Origin of the sequence: Xenorhabdus sp. PB61.4 (genome assembly GCF_963894935.1) — a bacterium.
Lineage (GTDB): Bacteria > Pseudomonadota > Gammaproteobacteria > Enterobacterales > Enterobacteriaceae > Xenorhabdus > Xenorhabdus stockiae.
Map to the genome: position 1 here is coordinate 1 of NZ_CAWQJR010000205.1, position 23,082 is coordinate 23,082.

A 23,082-nucleotide genomic window follows, 5' to 3' on the forward strand; every position below is an offset into this window, starting at 1 on the left:
ATATTATGTCTTATTGATATTAATAATACTGTAAATAGATTTAGATAACATATTTAAGGAAAAAGCTTTAACTTTTTAACATAATTGTGTTGAGAATATGAACTTAAATCAATTTAAATCGATTGAAGTTATCAATATTTCATATGGTTTAACTGGTAATACAGTTAATTATGAAATGATTTCAGACATCACATTTTCTATTATACCAGGTGAAATTACTTTGATAACAGGGCCGAAAGCATCCACAAACAGCACATTGCTATCGATTGCTTCGGGTATGTTACAACCAGATCAAGGAGATGTATTCATTAATAATAACAAGCTAAAACTAATGAGTGATTCCGAGTTAGGTCAGTTTCATTCACAAAGTAGTGGGTTCATTTTCCAGAGTTTTAATTTATCCAGTGAACTTACGCTGTTAGATAACTTGTTATTGTCTAATTCTTACGGATTATCCCTTTCCCGGGAACTGGCAGTAAAAATTGCACAGAAGTCGTTAGATATTGTGAAATTAGGTGATAAGAGCCGTTACTATCCAGGTGAGCTTTCTGAAAATGAAAGACAGCGAGCAGCTATGGCAAAAGCCATCGTGAAAAGACCTGAATACTTGTTTGCCGATGAACCGACTCGTCACCTGAACCATCAGGAATTAAAGATGTTTATTGATATCTTTAAATTTATCGCTCATGAGCAGAAAGGCACTGTCGTTATCGCCTCTCAGGATAAGCGCCTGATTCAATATGCTGACAGCATGATTACTCTGGAAAGCGGTAAAATTGTTAAGACATATGAGTCCTTTCAGGAACGAAGAGTGATGGTATCCTGATTGTTATTTCCTTAAAAAAAACGGCCTGACATCAGGCCGTTTTCTATTTCACTGAAATCAGTTTTACTTACTGATTTTTTTATACTTAATACGGTGTGGTTCCAGTGCTTCAGCCCCCAGAGTACGCTTCTTGTAATCTTCGTATTCGCTAAAGTTTCCTTCAAAGAAAGTCACTTTACCTTCATCCTGATAATCGATAATGTGCGTTGCAATGCGGTCAAGGAACCAACGGTCATGGGAAATAACCATCGCACAGCCAGGGAATTCCAGCAGGGCATTTTCCAGCGCACGCAGTGTTTCGATATCCAGATCATTGGTTGGTTCATCCAGCAGCAACATGTTGCCACCAACCTGTAGAAGTTTTGCCAGATGCAGACGGCCACGCTCACCACCGGATAATTCACCCACACGCTTGCCCTGATCCACACCCTTAAAGTTAAAGCGGCCAACATAGGCGCGGCTTGGGATCTCAAAGTTACCAATGCGCATAATATCCTGCCCACCAGAAACTTCTTCCCATACCGTTTTCTTATCATCCATGGCATCGCGGAACTGGTCAACAGAGGCCAGTGTTACTGTTTCACCCAGCGCGATTGAACCGGAATCAGGCTGTTCCTGACCGGACAACATACGGAACAGAGTCGATTTACCGGCACCATTCGGACCAATAATCCCGACAATTGCGCCTTTTGGCAGAGAAAAACTCAGGTCGTCGATCAGAACACGATCACCATAAGATTTGGTCAGGTTGCTGACTTCCAGTACTTTGTCTCCCAGACGTGGGCCTGGTGGAATAAACAACTCACTGGTTTCATTACGCTTTTGATACTCAACATTGTTAAGTTCTTCAAAGCGGGCCAAACGTGCCTTACCTTTAGCCTGACGCCCTTTTGGATTCTGACGAACCCATTCCAGTTCTTTCTCAATGGATTTACGGCGAGCCGCTTCTGAAGCAGCTTCCTGCGCCAGACGAGCATCTTTTTGCTCCAGCCATGAAGAGTAGTTACCTTCCCACGGAATACCTTCACCACGGTCAAGTTCCAAAATCCAGCCAGCCACATTATCAAGGAAATAACGGTCATGGGTAATTGCAACGACGGTGCCTTCATAATCGTGCAGGAAGCGTTCCAGCCATGCCACAGATTCTGCATCAAGGTGGTTGGTTGGTTCATCCAGCAGCAGCATGTCTGGTTTTTCCAGCAGCAGGCGACAAATTGCCACACGGCGACGTTCCCCCCCTGACAGGTGCTCAATTTTAGCATCCCATGCAGGTAAACGCAGAGCATCTGCCGCTCTCTCAAGCTGATTATCCAGATTATGACCATCGTGAGACTGAATAATCGCTTCCAGTTCACCCTGCTCTTTTGCCAGCTTGTCAAAATCTGCATCAGGATCAGCATATGCAGCATACACTTCATCAAGACGTGTCAGCGCATGTTTAACTTCACCAACGGCTTCTTCTACCGCTTCGCGAACAGTGTGCTCCAGATTAAGTTTAGGCTCCTGTGGTAAATAGCCGATTTTAATCCCAGGCTGTGGGCGAGCTTCCCCCTCAATATCTTTATCAATGCCCGCCATGATACGCAGTAAGGTCGATTTACCGGCACCATTCAGACCAAGAACACCGATTTTTGCTCCGGGGAAAAAACTAAGAGAGATATTTTTCAGAATATGCCTTTTCGGGGGAACAATTTTTCCAACCCGGTGCATACTATAAACATATTGAGCCAAAGTAATGTACCTTTTTGATAATTAAGGAAATATATAATATTCATTGACGTTTAAGGGGCTTGGATGGCGTATTCTACCCTAAATTAATGCCGTCGTGTTGCTACCTGTTTAGCATTCTTTTCACACGATCAAACGGAGGTGAGGTAATGATCTTTATCTTCCGGGCTACCTCTTCGTTGGTTTCGTGTCGGCTTTCCTCACTCATACCAGCCTGCGTTTTTATCAATAGATGTTTATCTATTCTTCCAGAGATTAATGAGAAGTTCCTGCTCCTCAGCGGAAATCAGCTCTTTGACTGAGTAAATTCGTTTCCGACGAATTTGCCATTCCCTTGCCGTTACTATGTCTCTTAAAATTCTCTGGGAATTAAGAATGCTGAAATGCAGCTTTTCTATTTTATCATCTGATTGAAATAATTAACGTATTGTATGAATCAAATAAATTAATAACCAATTATGCCAATAATATTTAAGTCATATCTTTTTTCTTACCTAAACTTGCAATCAAACCACTAATTTTTACATTCATTAGTATGATAAAACACTTCAATATTATTATAATTAAAACAATTAATGTATTGTTCGTTGCCATCAATTTTCTGGAGGAGTATGTGACTATAAATAAGTGGCAGCATTTTATCATGGCTGTCAGTCTGGCTTCTGTTGTTGGTATCGCACAGGCTGATTCTCTGGAAGCCCAGCGTGAGCGGTATCAGGCAATAAAACTCGCATGGGATGCGAAAAACATGCAAGAAGTTGAACGGTTGATGCCCACACTGAAGAATTATCCCCTGTATCCTTACCTTGAGTATCGGCAATTAGTTCATAACCTAAAAATGACATCTCCTCAGCAGGTACGCCATTTTATTGACACTCACCCAACCCTGCCACCGGCTAATTCTCTGTCATCCCGATATATCAATTTACTGGCGAGTGACGGAAACTGGCATAGCCTTCTGGCATTCAGCCCCCATAAACCAAATACCGTAGCAGCAAGCTGCAATTACTATTTTGCGAACTGGGTAACCGGAAAGCACAAGACGGCGTGGGAAGGTGCGAGAGAAATTTGGTTACGAGGGAGTTCGTTACCCGATGATTGTGATAGTTTACTGAACGTCTGGGAGCGTTCCGGCTATTTATCCGTAAATTTAATATTGCAACGTATCGAACTTGCCGTAAACGAGAATAACACGACACTTGCCAATTATCTTATTAATAGACTACCCTTCGACTACCATAGCTTAAAGGCTCATTTACAAAAACTGCAAAGTGATCCCACATCTGTTGAACATTTTGCCAGAACGGTAAAGCCAACGAACTTTACCCGCTTCTTTGTCACTAATGCGTTTTCCCATTTTGCCCGTAAAAACACAGAAAAAGCCCGGCTCAGTATTCCTTCCATCGCTCGGGCACAAAAAATGAATGAAACAGAAAGACAGAAATTAAAAGATATCGTGGCCTGGCAATTAATGGGGGAGATTACACCGGAACAAGAAAAATGGCGGGATAACGCAATTCGTACATCACATTCCAGTACATTAATCGAACGTCGTGCCCGTCTGGCTCTCAGGAATGCTGATGAAAAAGGGTTAGCTGAATGGTTAAGTCTTTTACCTAAAAATGTCCTGCAAAAAGATGAATGGCAATACTGGAGCGCCATCACCTTATTGAATACAGGAAAGAAAAAAGAAGGAGACTTAATACTACGTAAGCTGATGGAACACCGTGGTTTCTACCCTATGGTAGCAGCACAGAAATTACATCTGCCCTATCCTCTGGTTATCAATAAATCAGAAAGGCCTGACGCCTCCATTGCTAAGTTGCCACAGATTAAGCGGATACGTGAATTAATGTATTGGCATATGGATGATCTGGCACGTTCAGAATGGATCAACCTCGTTTCAGCACAAAACAGCACAAAGAAAGAGCAGCTGGCCCGCTATGCTTTTGAACAGAACTGGCCTACTCTCAGTGTGCAGGCTACGATTGTCGGCAAAATGTGGGATCATCTTGAAGAGCGTTTTCCTCTGGCATGGCAAAATGAATTTGCTCATTTCACTTCAGATAAAAGTATTTCACAAAGTTATGCCATGGCTATTGCACGACAGGAAAGTGCGTGGGATCCACAGGCTCGCTCACCAAAAGGGGCAAGCGGATTGATGCAACTCATGCCAGCAACAGCGGAACATACCGCAAAGAGTAAAAAAATTGATGGCTACGCCAGCAGTAACCAATTGATGAACCCGACCATGAATATCAAAATTGGCACTGCATATCTGGAATCGGTGTACCAGAATTTCGGCAATAACCGCATACTCGCCAGTGCTGCTTATAATGCAGGCCCCAGAAATGTTGAGCGCTGGCTGGCCAATAGTGCGGGAAACATCAATGCCATCGCATTCATCGAAAGTATTCCATTTGCTGAAACAAGAGCCTACGTCAAAAATGTTCTGGCTTATGACATGTTTTACCATAATTTTATGGGAAATTTAGTTAATGTCTTAACCGACTCAGAATGGCAAAGACGTTACTAATTTCAGATACAATTATGGTATTATTTTGTACTAGTTAAATAGTATGGCTAAAAATTATGACACAAAATCATTTGATTGACCCTGCACTTTCCCCAGAAGAGGGTGATGACTGGTTTGCTTTTGTAGAATTATTACAAACAGCATTCGAACAAAATTTGCAACATCAGATTTTGCAGTTATTATTGACACCCGATGAGCGTACAGCACTATCAACCAGAGTTCGGATTATTCAAGAATTAATGCGAGGGCAAATGAGCCAGCGCGAGCTGAAAAACGAACTTAGTGTTGGGATTGCAACAATCACGCGTGGTTCAAATAGCCTGAAATCAGCGCCAGCTCACGTCAAAGAATGGCTGGAAACACAATTATTGAAGTAAATCTATTGTGATAATAATCGGTTAGAAAAGATCATTTCGATATTATTATACACAATGGATTTTAAGGTGCGTCGCGGCGGCAAGGGAGAGAGTCCCCAGGAGCATAGCTAACTATGTGACTGGGGTGAGTGAGCGCGGCCAACAAAGAGGCAACTTGAAAAACGAAGTGTATAGATACAGAGGCCATAACGTCATGGCCTTCTGTGACTGGATCATTAAAGTTGGTTATTCAATATCTTTGTAAATTTCATGATGAATAGGAACGAGAGCCAGTATCAATGCCTGATGATAAACACTAGTGCGAGTCAGGATACCATTGGTAAAAAAACCAATTGCTCCACCTTTCTGTTTGATATTATCAACACCGGTCAAATAAGCCATTTCGTGACCAAGCTCACGCCCTTCACGAATGCCTTCCAGTACCTTTTCAGGCAACATCAGGCTGGCAGAGCGCGATTCACCCCGAATTTGTTTATATTCAATAACCATCCAGGCAAATGTCATGTCATCTTCGATTCCGGCTTCAACACCGACCCAAAAATCGGCTTCCGGCCGAACCTGACGAGCAGCCATAACCCGATGGCGGGCACCGGTACGAGTTTCAGTATTACCAATTGGCTGTTGAGGAACACTGCTATCTACATCGACATCTTCTATACGATATGTTCCTGCTCCAAAAACATCATCAAATGCAAGGCTAATCGCTTTTATTTTCGCAGGGTTAGTGGTTGCAGCAATAACATGGTACATAATAAATAAGTAATCCTTTGAACTATTTCATGATGCAGTATAACGGAAAATAAATATGTTACAGGTATATCTTGTTCGTCATGGCGAAACAGAATGGAACTTGGCTCGTCGTATTCAGGGACAATCTGACAGCCCATTAACTGAAACCGGACGACGTCAGGCACTCTTGGTAGCACAAAAAGTAAAATCAGAGAACATCACACATGTTATCACTAGTGACCTCGGTCGCACACGCCAAACCGCAGAAATTATCGCACAAGCTTGCGGTTGTGAAGTGATATTAGAGCCTCGTTTACGGGAAATAAACATGGGTGTTCTTGAAAACCGTGATCTGAATTCCCTGACCCAAGAAGAAGAAACATGGCGTAAAAGTCTCGTTGATGGCACACCAAATGGTCGGATACCAGAAGGCGAATCCATGAGTGAGTTATCCGAACGGGTGCGTGCCGCGCTGGAAAGTTGCCGTGATCTGCCAGCCGGAAGCCGCCCTTTACTGGTAAGCCACGGGATGGCATTAGTCAGTCTGGTCTGTTCAATTTTAGGATTACCGGCCAATTCCGAACGCCGCTTACGGCTGAGAAACTGTTCTATCTCAAGAGTCGATTATCAGGATAGCCCGTGGCTGGCTCCTGGATGGATCGTTGAAACAGCGGGCGATATCACACATCTGGATATGCCCGCGCTAGATGAGCTGCAAGGTTAGCGCTGAATCGGGATGAGATATTCAAATTCCACAACGTGGCTTTGAGACTCATCCTGTAATTTTTTCCTTTCAAGATTAGTGAGATAGTATCGCTCAACATCATACCCTTTTCTGCGGGTAATATTTAATTGAGGTAAACAGACAGTGTAGATATTAGAAAGAAACTCATCGAGCTGATCTTCTTTACCAAAATAACTGAATGAAATGTACTCCCCACCCGGTAAAACAACCGGCTGGCTATCCTTGGTGTCAAAGGTCGCATACTCCGGCTCTATTGCCGTGGTATAGAAAACTGTCTGCTCATCTTCATGCTCTGTGCTGACGGTGGAGTGATGCAAGCCATACAATTTAGGCGGCAAGACTTCCGCGTGTTGCAAATAGGCAATCCAGTAATTGTGGCGCATTTCCGTACAGGCTTTTGACCATTGCTCCAGAGTGTAAGAACAGCTGTGCTCAATACCCGTCAGCAACTGATCTTCCAGAATCACAAACTTATGTTCAGGTAACGGTTTGTTATCCAACATAATAGGAGCACAAAGACCGCTAGCACACCACTCTTCACTTCGGCGGTAAGAAGCTGGCGTCCGATTAAACTGTTTTTTGAATGCTCTGGTAAAGGTTTGTTGAGAATCAAAACGATATTGCAGAGCAATGTCCAGAATGGGACGACCAGTCAAACGCAGCGCAACAGCAGCTTTAGACAGCCGTCTGGCGCGGATATAAGAACCAATCGCTTGTCCTGTAACATCCTTAAACATGCGCTGTAAGTGCCACTTGGAATAACCTGCTTTCGCTGCAACATGATCGAGGGACAGCGGACGATCCAGATTATTATCCAGCCAATGCAACAAATCTCGAATGATGTTGGTTTGATCCATACATCTCCCTAATTCATCAAGACAAAAAGAAAACCATACAACTGTAAGATAACTGACTGTTATAAAAAAATTTAAGGATGAAAATGCTATATAGATTAATTAATAATGAGTACCTATCATTTCCAAACACAAAGATGATTTTAATTGCCTGATTTTTCACTTCATCAGGCATACCGTCGTTTTCACAACACAGTCCTTTTCCCTGTCATGACAGCAATACCTATTGTGGCTATCCAAACAAACGTTACTTTATTGCTACTCCTAAATTGCTACTCCTAAGAAGCAGCATTTTCTCTTGCGTGATAAAACAAAGCACCATGACATAATCACAACGGATAAAGATCAGACACTAAATTAAACAAGGAAAATCTTGGAATAAACTAATGGTAAATCTGATCATTTGCAAGCTCAGCTTTAGGATCCTTTACAACAAATGAAAAGATCAATCATTAGATAATCGTCTCCTACCTGTTTATATTAGTAGATGAAAACCATCTGACCTTCGATTCCAGCGGCTTTCGATAAAGAAAGAATTTTCACGCAGTATTTAGAAAATTATGGGAATCATGAAGGCCAGCTTAAAGCCCTTTTGTTTACTCATTTTGCATGTATATTTAGCTATAATGCCATGTTTTTCTTTATAGATACATAAACTAATCAAATGACGTTACAAAAATCATTAATTCGCATTATATGCTAATACTGGATATTTTCACTGCATTTATTTAATTCAAGTGGACTAAATATGGTAACAATTAAGAAAATAGTGATTGCTGTTGTCCTGCTGTGTTCTCCAACGATCCTGCACGCCGAAGAGATAGGTTCTGTTGATACTGTGTTCAAATTTTTTGGCCCGGATAACAAAATAGTCATTGAGGCTTTTGATGATCCTGATGTTAAAAATGTGACCTGCTATTTAAGCAGAGCGAAAACAGGAGGTATCAAAGGAGGCTTGGGATTAGCGGAAGATACTTCTGATGCCGCAATCTCCTGTCAACAGGTTGGCCCGATCGAAGTAGCAGAAAAAATCCTTAAGTCGCCGAAAAAAGGACAGGTTGTTTTCCAGAAAAGAACATCGCTGGTATTTAAAAAGCTTCAGGTTGTTCGCTTTTTCGATCCAAAACGCAATTCGCTTATCTACCTAACTTATTCCGATAAAGTTATTGATGGCTCACCAAAAAATGCTATCAGCGCCGTACCGATTATGCCGTGGAAAGAGTAAGGTAATACAAGCAATAAATTAAAAGCCCTGATACCATTAGGTATTCAGGGCTTTTAAAAAGATAAGGTATTTTTACAAATACGATATTTTTTAGAATAAATCGGTGATAGATGTGGTATCGATTAGTCTTCTAAATCGCCACAGAAACGGTAACCTTCACCATGAATGGTAGCGATGATTTCCGGAGTATCCGGTGTAGATTCAAAATGTTTACGGATCCGGCGGATAGTCACATCGACAGTACGGTCATGTGGCTTCAGCTCACGCCCGGTCATTTTTTTCAACAGTTCTGCACGAGTCTGAATTTTCCCCGGATTCTCGCAGAAATGGAGCATCGCACGGAATTCACTGCGTGGCAGTTTATAATGATCTCCCATCGGGCTGACCAGAGAACGGCTGTTGATATCCAGCTCCCAGCCATTGAACCTGTAGCTTTCAACCTGACGACGTTCTTCACCTACATGGCTCAAATTCATCGTACGGGAAAGCAGATTACGTGCCCGAATGGTTAACTCCCGTGGGTTGAAAGGCTTAGTGATGTAGTCATCAGCACCAATTTCAAGCCCAAGTATCTTATCCACCTCATTATCACGCCCAGTTAAAAACATCAGGGCAACATTCGCCTGTTCACGTAATTCACGAGCAAGAAGTAACCCGTTTTTGCCTGGCAGATTGATATCCATAATCACTAAGTTGATATCGTTATCTGACAAAATATTGTGCATTTCTGAGCCATCAGTGGCTTCATAAACAACATACCCTTCAGCTTCAAAAATGCTTTTCAGGGTATTGCGTGTGACAATTTCGTCTTCAACAATCAAAATGTGCGGGGTTTGCATAGTTGCTACCTAAAATCGCTAAAAAAATAGAACCTATATGACATAAGCCGTTATTATTAATAGAAAATATCCTGTTCTCGTTCTGAATCACAGAAAACCCGGCTCATGTCTAAAAAATAAATGTTGTTGATATGTTTTACGCTAAAAGCACCTGTTACTTTTCTCTGAGGGTACATACCTAAAAAACCCCAATCAGAACAGGAGCTATATTAGTCTATTAACAGCAATATAACAGCTAGTAATGCATTTGCCCTCTAAAAAAACCAACTTTTGTTGATACATATCAAAATCAATTGTAGCACGTTAACATTATTTGTAATTGTTAATTTTAAATTAACAATATTGTTATATTTTTGGTGTTTTCATGTTAATGAAAAGTGGCGTCATCTCCAACCTCTAAAGAGATCACACAACACTCAAATGTTAAAATCAGCGTGTTTTATCATAAAGACGAAATAATTACAAAATATGTTTTTTATAAAATTAAATGCTGGTAAAAATATTTGAAGCCGGATAATGACCAAATCAGTTAAAGATACTTTGAACGATTACAACACAGAAAATGGTGTTTTTTCCCGCTGTAATTGTAAAAATTATTTGACTTCGACCACAGTTTCCTTTAACCAATAGGGGTCGAACAGAATAAAAAGACAGACAGGAAACTATGCGAGACATCAGCCCGAAAAATACAATTACCTCAAAAGTAATCACTGCAAACACAACCACCACGATTACCACCGGAACTACTAGTTACGGTGCGGGCTAACGCATAAAATAAAATAGTAAAAAGCCCGTGTCCAACAAGATACGGGCTTTTTTTTGACCCTTTTTTAACAGTAAGTCAGGAGAGAAATACCAATGCGTGTACTTAAATTTGGAGGCACTTCAGTCGCAAACTACCAGCGCGTACTGAGTGTGGCAGATATCGCTGAAAGTGAGCTACCCCTTGGGCAGGTTGCTCTAGTCCTTTCTGCCCCCGCAAAAATTACGAACCACTTAGTGGCAATGGTCGCTAAGACGGTTGCAGGGCAGGATATTGTTTCCAACATCAGCGATACTATCCAAATATTTACTGATTTACTGTCGGGGTTAAAAGAGCATCAGCCGAATTTCGATTATGAAAACCTGAAAACGCTCATGGAGCGTGAGTTTGCTCACCTGAAACAAACACTGCATGGTATTTCTCTGTTAAAACAGTGCCCCGATAGCATTAATGCCTCCCTGATTTGCTGCGGTGAAAAATTATCCATTGCGATTATGGCTGCCGTACTACAAGCCCGCGGACATAAAGTTTCTGTGATCGATCCGGTTCAAAACCTGCTTGCTCATGGGCATTACCTCGAATCCACAGTTGATATTCACGAATCCTCCAAACGCATTGCAGCCCTGAATATTCCTTCTGACCATATTATTCTGATGGCCGGTTTTACGGCAGGTAATGATAATGGTGAGCTCGTCGTTCTCGGACGTAATGGTTCTGATTACTCAGCCGCAGTGCTGGCCGCCTGTTTACGAGCCGATTGCTGTGAAATCTGGACTGACGTAGATGGCGTTTATACCTGTGATCCACGATCTGTTGCCGATGCCCGTCTGCTGAAAAGCCTGTCATATCAGGAAGCAATGGAACTTTCCTATTTCGGTGCGAAGGTGCTTCATCCCCGGACTATTGCCCCTATCGCCCAGTTTCAGATCCCCTGCCTGATTAAAAATACTGTCAATCCTGATGCGCCGGGCACATTTATCGGGAACGGGCAAAAAGATGACAGCATGCTTATTAAAGGGATCACTAACCTGAATCATATGGCGATGATTAACGTTTCAGGTCCCGGCATGAAAGGCATGGTAGGTATGGCAGCAAGAGTCTTTGCTGTGATGTCCCGTTCAGGTATTTCCGTTGTGCTGATCACTCAGTCTTCATCAGAATACAGCATCAGTTTCTGTGTACCGCAAAAAGAGCTGAACAGAGCACAGAAAGCGCTGACCGAAGAGTTTTATCTGGAGTTAAAAGATGGTGCGCTTGATCCTATTGATGTTATCGATAATCTCGCCATTATTTCTGTCGTGGGTGACGGAATGCGTACACAGCGTGGCATCTCTGCCCGTTTCTTTTCGGCACTGACCCGCGCCAATATCAATATCATTGCTCTCGCGCAAGGCTCATCAGAGCGTTCCATCTCCGCAGTGATTGACAATGATAACGCAACAACCGCAGTGCGGCTCTGCCATCAAATGCTGTTCAATACCGCTCAGGTGGTTGAAGTCTTTGTTGTCGGCGTAGGCGGTGTCGGAAGTGCATTAATCGAACAAATCCGCCGCCAGCAGTCATGGCTGAAGCAAAAACACATTGATCTGCGCGTATGTGGAATTGCCAACTCACGGGCGATGTTAACCGATATGCAGGGCATCAGTCTGGATAACTGGCAGCAGGCTTTGTCAGAAGCCAGCGAACCGTTCAGCCTGAGCCGTTTAATCCGACTCGAAAAAGAGTACCATCTCCTGAATCCGGTTATCGTTGATTGTACATCTAATCAGTCTATCGCTGAGCAGTATTCCAGCTTCCTGAGTGATGGCTTTAACGTTGTTACGCCGAACAAAAAAGCCAACACGCTTTCCATGGCCTACTATCGTGAGATCCGTCGTGCGGCAGAAAACTCAAAACGTAAATTCCTGTATGACACCAACGTAGGCGCAGGCTTGCCGGTTATCGAAAATCTACAGAATTTGCTGAATGCCGGTGATGAACTGGTTCAGTTCAACGGGATCCTGTCAGGCTCTCTGTCTTATATCTTCGGTATGCTGGATGAAGGGATGACACTTTCGCAAGCAACCCTGCTGGCAAAAGAAAAAGGCTTCACTGAACCTGATCCTCGTGACGATCTCTCTGGCATGGATGTTGCGCGTAAGCTCTTAATTCTGGCCCGTGAATCCGGTTATGAACTGGAATTGGAGGATATTCACGTCGAGCCGGTTTTACCTGCTTCATTTGATTCCAATGGTGATGTCACTGACTTCATGCAACGCCTGCCACAGTTGGATCAGGAATTTATCCGCCGGGTTGCCGATGCCGCAGAGCAAGGAAAAGTGTTGCGCTATGTCGGTATTATTGAACAGGGCCGCTGTATGGTGAAAATCGCTGCGGTTGATGGTAATGATCCGCTGTATAAAGTTAAAAATGGTGAAAACGCACTGGCTTTCTATACCCGTTATTATCAACCGATTCCGCTGGTACTGCGCGGTTACGGCGCCGGAAATGATGTCACGGCAGCGGGTGTTTTTGCTGATATATTACGCACTTTATCATGGAAATTGGGAGTTTAATGATGGTCAGGGTTTATGCGCCGGCCTCTATCGGAAACGTTGGGGTTGGGTTTGATGTGCTCGGTGCGGCGGTTTCTCCGGTTGATGGCTCACTGCTTGGCGATTGTGTTTCAGTCAAAGCCGCAGAGAAGTTTACGTTAAGTAATGAAGGGAAATTTGTCAGCAAACTGCCCGTAAATCCCAAACACAATATTGTTTACCAATGTTGGCAACTTTTTTGCCAGTGTTTGGGTAAAGAACTGCCCGTCGCCATGACGCTGGAAAAAAATATGCCGATAGGCTCCGGGCTGGGTTCCAGTGCCTGTTCAGTCGTTGCTGCACTGGTTGCCTTAAATGAATATGCCGGCCATCCTTTTGGTCGCGACCAGTTACTGGAGATGATGGGAGAGCTGGAAGGACGAATTTCCGGTGGCGTACACTATGACAATGTCGCTCCCTGTTATCTTGGCGGCCTGCAACTTATTATGGCGCAGGAAGATGCTGTCTCCCAATCCATTCCCGCTTTTGAGGACTGGTTGTGGGTGATGGCCTACCCCGGCATCAAGGTTTCTACATCAGAAGCCCGCGCCATTTTGCCTGACCACTATTCACGCAGTGATATCATTAATCATGGCCGTTATTTTGCCGGATTTATTCACGCCTGCCACACCCGGCAATCCAGTTTAGCCGCCAACTTAATGAAAGATATTGTCGGCGAACCTTATCGCACACAGCTTTTACCCGGTTTTGCTAACGCTCGTGAAGGAGTAAAAAAACGGGGTGCGCTGGCATGCAGTATTTCCGGCTCTGGCCCGACACTGTTTGCAATTTGCAATGAAATGGCAATAGCTGAAGACGTCGCTCAATGGCTGCAACAACATTACGTACAAAATGATGAAGGTTTTGTTCATATTTGCCGTCTGGATCTCGCAGGCGCACGACAGATAGGGTAATAGGTAGGATAATAATGAAATTATATAATTTAAAAGACAGTCACGAGCAGGTCAGCTTTTCACAGGCCGTTAAACAAGGATTGGGAAAACAGCAGGGATTATTTTTCCCACAGGATTTACCTGAATTCAGTCGTGCCGAAATTGATGAATTATTGAAACTGGATTTTGTCAGCCGCAGCCAGCGTATACTTTCAGCTTTTATTGGTGACGAAATCCCGACTGACCAGCTAGCTGAACGTGTCAAAAATGCGTTTGCTTTCCCGGCCCCTGTATCGACTGTCGAAGATGACATCGCCTCACTTGAGCTTTATCACGGCCCGACACTGGCCTTTAAAGACTTTGGCGGCCGCTTTATGGCCCAGATTCTGGCTCAGATTGCAGGAGAGCAACCGGTCACTATTCTGACCGCAACTTCCGGTGATACCGGTGCGGCGGTTGCTCATGCCTTTTATGGTCTGAATAACGTGCAGGTTGTGATCCTCTATCCAGAAGGAAAAATCAGCCCGCTACAGGAAAAGCTGTTCTGCACATTGGGTGGCAACATCCACACTGTCGCGATTCAAAGTGATTTTGACGCCTGTCAGGCACTGGTTAAACAGTCATTTGATGATGAAGAACTGAAACAAGCACTGCATCTCAACTCTGCAAACTCGATTAATATCAGCCGTCTTTTGGCTCAAATTTGCTATTACTTTGAAGCCGTTGCACAAATTCCGGCAGAAAAACGTGACCAACTGGTAATTTCAGTTCCAAGCGGCAATTTCGGCAACCTGACCGCGGGTCTGCTGGCAAAATCAATGGGATTACCGGTGAAGCGTTTTATCGCCGCGACTAACGTTAACGACACCGTTCCCCGCTATCTGGCAGAAGGAAAATGGCTTCCGAATCAAACCGTTGCCACCCTTTCTAACGCAATGGATGTCAGCCAGCCTAATAACTGGCCACGTATTGAAGAACTGTTCAACCGTAAAGGCTGGGCACTCAGCGAGCTGGGCAATGGCGTTGTCGATGACAAAACCACGCAAGACACCATGCGAGAGCTTGCAGCAAAAAGCTATATTTCTGAGCCACATGCTGCGGTTGCTTATCGAGTTCTGCGTGATCAGTTACAGGATGGTGAATATGGTTTATTCCTGGGAACTGCACATCCGGCAAAATTCAAGGAAAGTGTCGAAGAGACACTCGGCCAGACATTACCATTGCCACAAGAATTAGCAGAACGTGCAGATATGGAATTGTTATCCCACCTCCTGCCTGCTGATTTCGCTACATTACGCGAATTTCTGATGGCAAAAGCCGCGAAATAACCTAGCATTTGTCACTCCACCAATTATTGTGGAGTGACACGACTTATCAATGCTACTGGTTATCAATGCTGCTCGGGGCGTTTAAACACCAGCTCATCTCCTTTAGATAAGGATTCATCAAACGCATATCCTTCCAGATTAAACTCCACCAGCCGAGCAGGATCAGTTAATTGGTTCTGAATGATAAACCGGCTCATCAGGCCACGGGCTTTTTTCGCATAGAAGCTGATAACTTTGTATTTGCCATTTTTTTCATCCAGAAAGACCGGCTTAATGATCCGTGCTACCAGCTTTTTCGTATTGACGGATTTGAAATACTCGTCGGATGCCAGATTGACCAGAACATCATCCCCCTGCTGTTCCAGTGCCGCATTCAGATTCTCCGTAATGCGATCTCCCCAGAATTTATACAAACCCTTACCACGGGGATTTTCCAGTTTGATCCCCATTTCCAGACGGTAAGGCTGCATCAGGTCAAGCGGACGCAAAACCCCATATAATCCGGATAACATTCTTAAATGAGTCTGGGCAAAATCAAAATCAGCATCTGAGAACGTTTCTGCCTGCATCCCGGTATAAACATCGCCTTTAAAAGCCAAGATCGCCTGACGAGCATTTTCCGGTGTAAAATCCGGCTGCCATTCTCCAAAACGTGCGGCATTCAGCCCCGCCAGTTTGTCACTGATCCCCATCAAGCTGCTGATTTGTGCCGGCGCTAACGTACGGCAAACATCAATTAACTGTTTTGACTCCTCCAGTAATGCAGGTTGGCTATACTTTTTTGTGGCAAGCGGACTTTCATAATCAAGTGTTTTGGCCGGTGAAATAGTAATAAGCATGATTTTGTTCCGAATTTTTGAATGGTTATTCTCAATAATCGAGGCTTTTCCTCTCCAATTTAGCAAAAATAACCGGAAAAAGGGGAATAACAACGATAGGATTTTCCTAGCTTACGAGCCGAGCCTGACCATGTTATTATCACAGGATGGCGAGGCAACAATGCCAAAGATTTTACGTATAACGATGAGATATTAAACATGACCGATAAACTGACTTCCCTGCGTAAACTGACAACAGTTGTAGCAGATACCGGGGATATCGCGGCAATGAAACTGTATCAGCCGCAAGATGCAACAACTAACCCTTCTCTGATTTTGAACGCTGCCCAGATCCCGGAATATCGCCAACTGATTGATGAAGCCATCGAATGGGCACGTGCTCAGAGCAATTCCCGTGAACAACAGATCATTGATGCCGGCGATAAATTGGCGGTTAACATCGGTCTGGAAATTCTGAAACTGATCCCCGGCCGTATTTCCACTGAAGTGGATGCCCGCCTCTCTTATGACACCGAAGCCAGTGTCGCAAAAGCAAAACGCCTGATCAAACTGTACAACGAAGCGGGTATCAGCAATGACCGTATCCTGATCAAACTGGCTTCCACATGGCAGGGTATCCGCGCTGCGGAGCGACTGGAAAAAGAAGGTATCAACTGTAACCTGACTCTGCTGTTCTCTTTTGCTCAGGCTCGTGCTTGTGCGGAAGCAGGTGTTTTCCTGATTTCTCCATTCGTTGGCCGTATTCTGGACTGGTACAAAGCAAACAGCGATAAGAAAGAATTCGCACCAAACGAAGATCCGGGTGTGATTTCTGTTTCTGAAATTTACCAGTACTACAAAGAGCACGGCTATAACACCGTTGTTATGGGTGCAAGTTTCCGTAACTCCGGTGAAATTCTGGAACTGGCTGGTTGTGATCGTCTGACTATCTCTCCTGCATTGCTGAAAGAGCTGTCTGAAACAGCAGGTGAAGTTGAGCACAAACTCAGCTATGAAGGTGAAATCAAGCCACGCCCTGCGGCAATGACTGAAGCTGAGTTCTATTGGGAACATCATCAGGATGCGATGGCAACCGAAAAACTGGCGGAAGGTATCCGTAAGTTTGCTATCGATCAGGGTAAACTTGAGAGCATGATCGCTGACTTGCTGTAGTCCTGAGCGACACACTATACCCAATGGATTTCGAGTTGCATCGCGTGCGGCAAGGGAGAGAATCCCTGGGAACATAGATAACTATGTGACTGGGGTGAACGAGCGTAGCCAACAAAGAGGCAACTTGAAAGACGAAGTGTATATTTTTTCTTCCTTAAAGGCGACATAATAACCATGTCGCCTTTTTCACTTTCACTATCTTTATCATTTGCTGTTAATTGAGGTTCGCATGAATGTATTACGCATTGGCCTCGTGTCTGTTTCTGATCGTGCTTCCAATGGTATTTATCAGGACAAAGGTCTACCTGCATTAGAAGAATGGTTGGGAAAAACGGTAACGACGCCTTTCAGTATAGAAGCCCGCCTGATCCCTGATGAGCAAATCCTGATTGAGCAAACTCTGTGCGAATTAGTTGATGAATTGGGCTGCCATTTAGTTCTGACAACAGGTGGAACAGGCCCTGCTCGTCGTGATGTTACCCCGGATGCAACTCTGGCAGTTGCTGATCGTGAAATGCCCGGATTTGGTGAGCAAATGCGCCAAATCAGCCTTCAATTTGTGCCCACCGCAATTTTATCCCGTCAGGTAGGCGTGATCCGCAATCAGGCATTAATTCTTAACTTACCCGGGCAGCCTAAAGCTATAGCAGAAACGCTGGAAGGGCTGAAAGATGATAGCGGGAAAGTCTTAGTACCCGGAATTTTTGCCAGTGTGCCTTATTGCATTCAGTTGTTAGATGGCCCCTATATCGAAACTAATGAAAGCGTTGTCTCAGCCTTCAGGCCTAAAAGTGCCCGCCGTTAAGATCTTAATGCTGGCTGTCTGTTGTTATTGCTCAACCAGCAGAAATTATATTTTGAAAAGGTTCTGAATACATCAGAACCTTTGAGAAGCTAAGCGGACTCAAATCAGGCTGCCTCCATGAGTTTCAATAACCTGTTTATACCAATAGAAACTTTTCTTACGGCGGCGTTCCAGTGTTCCAGTTCCCTGCTCATTCTGATCGACATAGATATATCCGTAACGCTTGGAAATCTCCGCTTTTGAAGCACTAACTAAATCAATGGCTCCCCAACTGGTGTAACCCATGACATCCACTCCATCTTCAATGGCTTCCCTAACCTGCACAAGATGGTCATTAAGATAGCTAATCCGGTAATCATCCTGAATTGTGCCATCGGCTTCTACGGTATCTTTGGCTCCCAGACCATTCTCAACAATAAACAGCGGCTTCTGGTAACGATCCCATAATAAATTCAGTAACGTTCGCAATCCGACAGGATCTATCTGCCATCCCCATTCTGAACTGGCCAGATGGGGATTCGGGATCATGTTCAGAATATTGCCCTGCTTTTTCTGATAGTCCGCTTCATTGCCGGAAGTACAGCCACTCATGTAATAACTGAATGAGATAAAATCCACCGTATTTTGCATCTCAAGCTTATCCTGTTCAGTTATCGTGACTTCAATACCATTTTCCCGGAAATAACGCAGCATATAACCCGGATATGCTCCACGAGCCTGAACATCACCAAAAAACAGCCACTTCTGGTTTTGCCGGAGAGTAGCCAACACATCATCCGGTTTACAAGTCAGTGGATACATCAGCCCACCCAGTAACATATTGCCGATACGGGCATCAGGGATAATTTCATGGCAAAGTTTTACCGCGCGGGCACTGGCAACCAATTGATGATGAATGGCCTGATAGATTTCTGACTGTGCACTGTTTTTCGGCAACCCGACGCCGGTTAGTGGTTCATGTAGTGACATATTGATTTCATTGAATGTCAGCCACAATTTCACTTTTTTCTGATAACGAGTAAAAACGGTGCGCGCATAACGCTCAAAGAAATCAATTAGTTTACGATTTCCCCATCCACCGTGTTTTTTAACCAACGCCCACGGCATTTCATAATGGGATAGTGTAATTACTGGCTGAATCCCGTATTTCGCCATTTCATCAAATAACCTGTCATAAAATGCCAGACCCGCTTCATTGGCCTGCATTTCATCGCCCTGAGGAAAAATCCGGCTCCATGCGATGGAAGTACGCAAACAAGTGAATCCCATCTCTGCAAACAGAGCAATATCTTCTGGATAACGATGGTAAAAATCGATAGCGATATCTTTAAGATATTGTGTACTCTCAGACTCTCGCTCAATGACCGGCCCCATAATGCCCTGCGGCTGGACATCCGAAGTAGAAAGACCTTTCCCGTCAGCTAAATAAGCGCCTTCAACCTGATTGGCAGCAATGGCTCCTCCCCACAGAAAATGTGTCGGAAACTGTTTCATACAAATATCCTCTCGGGTTACAAACTAATTGATCAATAGGGTTTTAATGATAATTTTCACTGTTGACTTTCTTTTGTAGAAAGCCTGTGCGAAGAATTAGAAGAGGCCGGAAGCCCGAACAGCCATGTCAGTACAGTGGAAATGATAAAAGCCAGCGCTGTGCCAATCATTGCTCCCCACACCGTGTTATTGATACCTGTTGGTGGGATCATCTGAGTGAAGGTAAAAATATTCACCAGCCCCGCTGAATAAATTGCGCCTTGGTAATACCCCACCACCGAACCACCAATTGCCCCCGCAACGCAGCCAAAAATAAATGGTCGTCGATAAGGCAAAGTCACACCATAAACCGCAGGTTCAGTAATACCGAACATACCGGAGGTCGCAGCAGAACCCGCCAGCATTTTTAATTTCGCATCCCGCGTACGCAGAAATACCCCAAAGGCCGCCCCTGTTTGCCCTATCACCGCGGGAAGCAACAGAGGTGTTAATGTATCGTGCCCGAGAACCGCCAAATTATTGATAGCAAGAGGAACGAATCCCCAATGGAGGCCGAAAATCACAAAAACCTGCCAGACTGCTCCCATAATCGCCCCGGCCAGTGCAGGAGCTACCCCATATACCGCCTGATAACCACCAGCCAGCAATTGACTCAGCCATGTAGCCATTGGCCCGATAACCAGAAACACCAGCGGAACAATCAATATGAGGCAAATAAGAGGAGTGACAAATCCCTTAATCGTGGCAGGAATGTGATCATTCAGCTTTCTCTCTACTTTACAGCTAACCCAGGAAGCAAAAATAATGGGGATTACCGATGCACTGTAGTTCAGGAATGAGAGCGGGATCCCCATGAAATACTCGGTAGTACTTCCCGCTGTTGTTGAGGCCTTAAAGGCAGAGATAATCATCGGATGGACCAATGCTCCCCCGATAGCCATCGTAATAAAAGGATTGCCGCCGAATTTCTTACCGGCTGTATAACCGAGCAATAGCGGAAAAAAGTAGAACAAAGAGTCGCTGGCAGCATACCAGACGTGATAAGTCCCGCTATCAAGAGACATCCATTTCAGAGTAACAGCAACCGCAAGCAGCCCCTTCAAAATACCCGCCGCCGCCATAACACCTAAAAATGGGGTAAAAATACCGGATACAACATCAATAAACTGGTTAAAAAGGCTATCTTTTTTATTATTAGCAAAGTTCGGAAGCTCAGCGGGATCTGATGTTTGCTCAGCAGAAGCCAGTTCTTGCTGAACAGCCTGATAAACATCACCAACCTGATTCCCGATAACTACCTGAAACTGGCCTCCGCTTTCGATAACCGTGATAATACCTGACTGAGCTTTTAACTTATCAATGTTAGCCAGAGCACTCTCCCGCAATTTAAATCGTAGCCGGGTAGCACAATGGATAAGACTGATAATGTTCCCCTGACCACCAACATCCGCAATAATTTCCTGAGCTAATAGCTGGTATTTCATACTATTTTTTCCCCATTCTTCCATAGCGTGTTATTTTTCTATACCCCATGGATTTCAAGATGTACCGTGGCAGCAACTGCTCGGTCAAAGGCAGAGTCCTTTTAGCACACCAGAAGTATAGATAAACTATACTTATGAAACGATAACCAGAATGAGTAGAATGCAGACCACAAAAGGACAACTTGAAAGACTATGGGTATATTGAATGGAATACAAAGTGGTGCGCTTTATTCAGGCGAAAAAAAACCTGACAACCTTTCCGACACAGCAATTCAGGAAATCATTGTCAGGACTTATACCCTAAAGATCTTTAAGTGAAGCAACTGACAATAACTTCAACTTAAAGAACAACAAGTACATCTGCGTAAATGTTTAAGATAGTGATCATTCAATTTTAAAGCATAGTTTCTTTTGTAAATCACTCAAATTTCTCGTCATAAAAATGTGACAATGATCGCGATATTCCGGAAAACTCATCCTCAGGAACATAGATAACCATATATTTATAAAACCAGTGACTGGGGCGAGTGAGCACAGCCAACAAAGAGGCAAAGTGAAAGACGAAGTATATAAGCCGTATTAGTCATCACTTTGCCTAGTACTCGAACCATTGGAAAAACTTTGATATCATGATATTCAATAGATTCATTGAATATCATGATATTGGGAACCAGATGTCAATGTTTGATAAACAAATTCTTGTTGAGATTGCCGAAATAGCTAAAGTACTGGGAAATGTCCATCGCCTGACTTTACTTGAGTGCCTGATGAGTTCTGAGCAATCTGTCGAATGCCTGTCAGAGCTTTCCGGTCTGTCTATTGCCAACACATCCCAGCATCTGCAACATTTAAAACGTTCAGGGATCCTGCAATCCCGTAAAGTCGGTAAACATGTGTTTTATCGTCTGGGGGATGGTCCGGTGATGGATATCATTACCACTATCCAGAAATATGCTGAGTTTAATCGGGCAGAAATGCGCAGATTGATTGATGATATGGATAATCAGGAAGCTATTTCATGGGATGAATTGTTGGATCGAATCAAGGAAAAGAGCACCATATTATTGGATGTCAGGCCAAAAGAAGAGTTCAATCAGGGGCATTTACCGAATGCCGTCAATATCCCGATTGATGAACTGGAGAGCAGATTAGAGGAACTGACTTCTAACTCAAATCTTATCGCATACTGCCGTGGCCCCTACTGCGTTCTTTCTGCCAATGCCCTTGAATTATTACGCGCCAAAGGCATTCGTGCCCGCCACTTTAAAAACGGGTTTTCCGGCTGGAAAGATGCCGGGATGGATGTTGAAAGTATCTCTTAGGTTATTATAGGTCTGTAAAAGGCCTATTATGGTTTTCTATTCTCAAAACACGGCGCAATGGCGCGATAACGGCTCTGCACTGTGTAAAAAATCAGAATAATAAAATAAATCATATTATTAGAAATAGATAATGCCTATCGTAAATCTCATACATTGTTTTCTTTTATAGGAAGCAGTGCGTAGATTCATATATTCAATACTATGTTTATGGAACAATGTGATTGAACCAGATAAAAATTAAAGGAGATCTATTTCATAGATGGTAATGTCTTTCTGCTATTCCAATAGAATTAGATAGTTATTGTATAAAGGATGTTTTACGTAATCGGATAATCAATCAGTCTGTTGATATTTTCAATAATTATTATGAAGCAATGATTAACGATATACTCCAGCATCAAGTTGAAATAAAAAGAAAAAATAGAGCGCGCTATCTGTAAGGTAAAAATGTAATTTTGTGACCTTGTTTAGTATTTTGTGTAATCGCCATTTTCGTTTAAACGTGACCGTCTAAACGGTCACCAAATTCAATCATAAAACGACTCATCGCAAGACGCCAATCTTGGATAG

Annotated in this window: 17 protein-coding genes, 1 pseudogene and 1 other annotated feature; of the genes and pseudogenes, 11 read left to right on the forward strand and 7 right to left on the reverse strand. The window is 43.6% G+C overall.

Going from position 1 to position 23,082, the window contains the following annotated elements; genetic code table 11:
- Positions 1-97 precede the first annotated feature (97 nt).
- Positions 98-826, forward strand: a complete 729-nt coding sequence (locus tag AACX68_RS17875) for an ATP-binding cassette domain-containing protein (protein WP_099108788.1) — start codon at positions 98-100, stop codon at positions 824-826.
- 63 nt (positions 827-889) lie between these two features.
- On the opposite strand, the gene ettA is transcribed toward AACX68_RS17875, so the two are convergent.
- Positions 890-2,557 (reverse strand): energy-dependent translational throttle protein EttA, encoded by a 1,668-nt coding sequence (gene ettA, locus AACX68_RS17880; protein WP_099108789.1) that lies wholly within the window; start codon positions 2,555-2,557, stop codon positions 890-892.
- 616 nt (positions 2,558-3,173) lie between these two features.
- On the opposite strand from ettA, the gene sltY reads away from it, so the two are divergent.
- Positions 3,174-5,090 (forward strand): murein transglycosylase, encoded by a 1,917-nt coding sequence (gene sltY, locus AACX68_RS17885; RefSeq protein WP_228860036.1) that lies wholly within the window; start codon positions 3,174-3,176, stop codon positions 5,088-5,090.
- Positions 5,091-5,146: 56 nt separating this feature from the next.
- Positions 5,147-5,467, forward strand: coding sequence for a trp operon repressor (trpR, locus tag AACX68_RS17890; RefSeq protein ID WP_099108791.1), 321 nt, complete (start codon positions 5,147-5,149; stop codon positions 5,465-5,467).
- Between the two features lie 225 nt (positions 5,468-5,692).
- Here the strand turns inward: trpR and yjjX are convergent, their stop codons facing one another.
- Positions 5,693-6,217: an inosine/xanthosine triphosphatase gene (yjjX, locus tag AACX68_RS17895; RefSeq protein ID WP_099108792.1), complete on the reverse strand. Its 525-nt coding sequence runs from the start codon at positions 6,215-6,217 to the stop codon at positions 5,693-5,695.
- Between the two features lie 55 nt (positions 6,218-6,272).
- On the opposite strand from yjjX, the gene gpmB reads away from it, so the two are divergent.
- Entirely contained in the window at positions 6,273-6,920 is a 648-nt protein-coding gene (gene gpmB / locus AACX68_RS17900; RefSeq protein WP_228860026.1) for a 2,3-diphosphoglycerate-dependent phosphoglycerate mutase GpmB, read from the forward strand.
- Here gpmB and robA read toward each other — a convergent pair.
- On the reverse strand, positions 6,917-7,798 hold the full coding sequence (gene robA / locus AACX68_RS17905) for an MDR efflux pump AcrAB transcriptional activator RobA (protein ID WP_228860027.1): 882 nt from the start codon (positions 7,796-7,798) through the stop codon (positions 6,917-6,919). The two genes, gpmB and robA, sit on opposite strands and share 4 nt — an antisense overlap.
- A gap of 745 nt (positions 7,799-8,543) precedes the next feature.
- On the opposite strand from robA, the gene creA reads away from it, so the two are divergent.
- Positions 8,544-9,020, forward strand: a complete 477-nt coding sequence (gene creA, locus AACX68_RS17910) for a protein CreA (protein WP_099120678.1) — start codon at positions 8,544-8,546, stop codon at positions 9,018-9,020.
- A 122-nt stretch (positions 9,021-9,142) separates the two neighbouring features.
- Here creA and arcA read toward each other — a convergent pair whose 3' ends face one another.
- Positions 9,143-9,859 (reverse strand): two-component system response regulator ArcA, encoded by a 717-nt coding sequence (gene arcA, locus AACX68_RS17915; RefSeq protein WP_099120677.1) that lies wholly within the window; start codon positions 9,857-9,859, stop codon positions 9,143-9,145.
- A gap of 706 nt (positions 9,860-10,565) precedes the next feature.
- Positions 10,566-10,681 (forward strand) — a sequence feature (Thr leader region).
- Between the two features lie 36 nt (positions 10,682-10,717).
- Here arcA and thrA point away from each other — a divergent pair.
- The 3 genes from thrA to thrC are packed head-to-tail and all read left to right on the forward strand — an operon-like array spanning position 10,718 to position 15,416.
- Complete coding sequence (thrA, locus tag AACX68_RS17920) at positions 10,718-13,177, forward strand: bifunctional aspartate kinase/homoserine dehydrogenase I (protein WP_228860028.1); 2,460 nt, start codon at positions 10,718-10,720, stop codon at positions 13,175-13,177.
- The gene (thrB, locus tag AACX68_RS17925) at positions 13,159-14,109 is read left to right on the forward strand and encodes a homoserine kinase (RefSeq protein WP_228860029.1); all 951 of its coding nucleotides are present in this window, start codon (positions 13,159-13,161) and stop codon (positions 14,107-14,109) included. The genes thrA and thrB overlap by 19 nt, the downstream gene beginning before the upstream one ends.
- Positions 14,110-14,123: 14 nt before the next feature.
- The gene (gene thrC, locus AACX68_RS17930; protein WP_228860030.1) at positions 14,124-15,416 is read left to right on the forward strand and encodes a threonine synthase; all 1,293 of its coding nucleotides are present in this window, start codon (positions 14,124-14,126) and stop codon (positions 15,414-15,416) included.
- A 62-nt stretch (positions 15,417-15,478) separates the two neighbouring features.
- On the opposite strand, the gene yaaA is transcribed toward thrC, so the two are convergent.
- Positions 15,479-16,255 carry a peroxide stress protein YaaA gene (gene yaaA / locus AACX68_RS17935; RefSeq protein WP_228860031.1) on the reverse strand — a complete coding sequence of 259 codons (777 nt, stop codon included), beginning with the start codon at positions 16,253-16,255 and terminating at the stop codon, positions 15,479-15,481.
- Between the two features lie 198 nt (positions 16,256-16,453).
- On the opposite strand from yaaA, the gene tal reads away from it, so the two are divergent.
- Both tal and mog read left to right on the forward strand, forming a co-directional pair.
- Positions 16,454-17,407 carry a transaldolase gene (gene tal / locus AACX68_RS17940; RefSeq protein ID WP_228860032.1) on the forward strand — a complete coding sequence of 318 codons (954 nt, stop codon included), beginning with the start codon at positions 16,454-16,456 and terminating at the stop codon, positions 17,405-17,407.
- Between the two features lie 229 nt (positions 17,408-17,636).
- Positions 17,637-18,212 carry a molybdopterin adenylyltransferase gene (gene mog, locus AACX68_RS17945; RefSeq protein WP_228860033.1) on the forward strand — a complete coding sequence of 192 codons (576 nt, stop codon included), beginning with the start codon at positions 17,637-17,639 and terminating at the stop codon, positions 18,210-18,212.
- A gap of 99 nt (positions 18,213-18,311) precedes the next feature.
- Here the strand turns inward: mog and AACX68_RS17950 are convergent, their stop codons facing one another.
- A complete protein-coding gene (locus AACX68_RS17950; RefSeq protein WP_228860034.1) occupies positions 18,312-19,706 on the reverse strand; it encodes a glycoside hydrolase family 1 protein in 1,395 nt (464 codons plus the stop codon).
- Between the two features lie 98 nt (positions 19,707-19,804).
- Positions 19,805-21,190: pseudogene (locus AACX68_RS17955) on the reverse strand (PTS transporter subunit EIIC); the annotation flags it as partial.
- A 680-nt stretch (positions 21,191-21,870) separates the two neighbouring features.
- Here AACX68_RS17955 and AACX68_RS17960 point away from each other — a divergent pair.
- Positions 21,871-22,512, forward strand: a complete 642-nt coding sequence (locus tag AACX68_RS17960; protein ID WP_228860035.1) for an ArsR/SmtB family transcription factor — start codon at positions 21,871-21,873, stop codon at positions 22,510-22,512.
- Positions 22,513-23,082 lie beyond the last annotated feature (570 nt).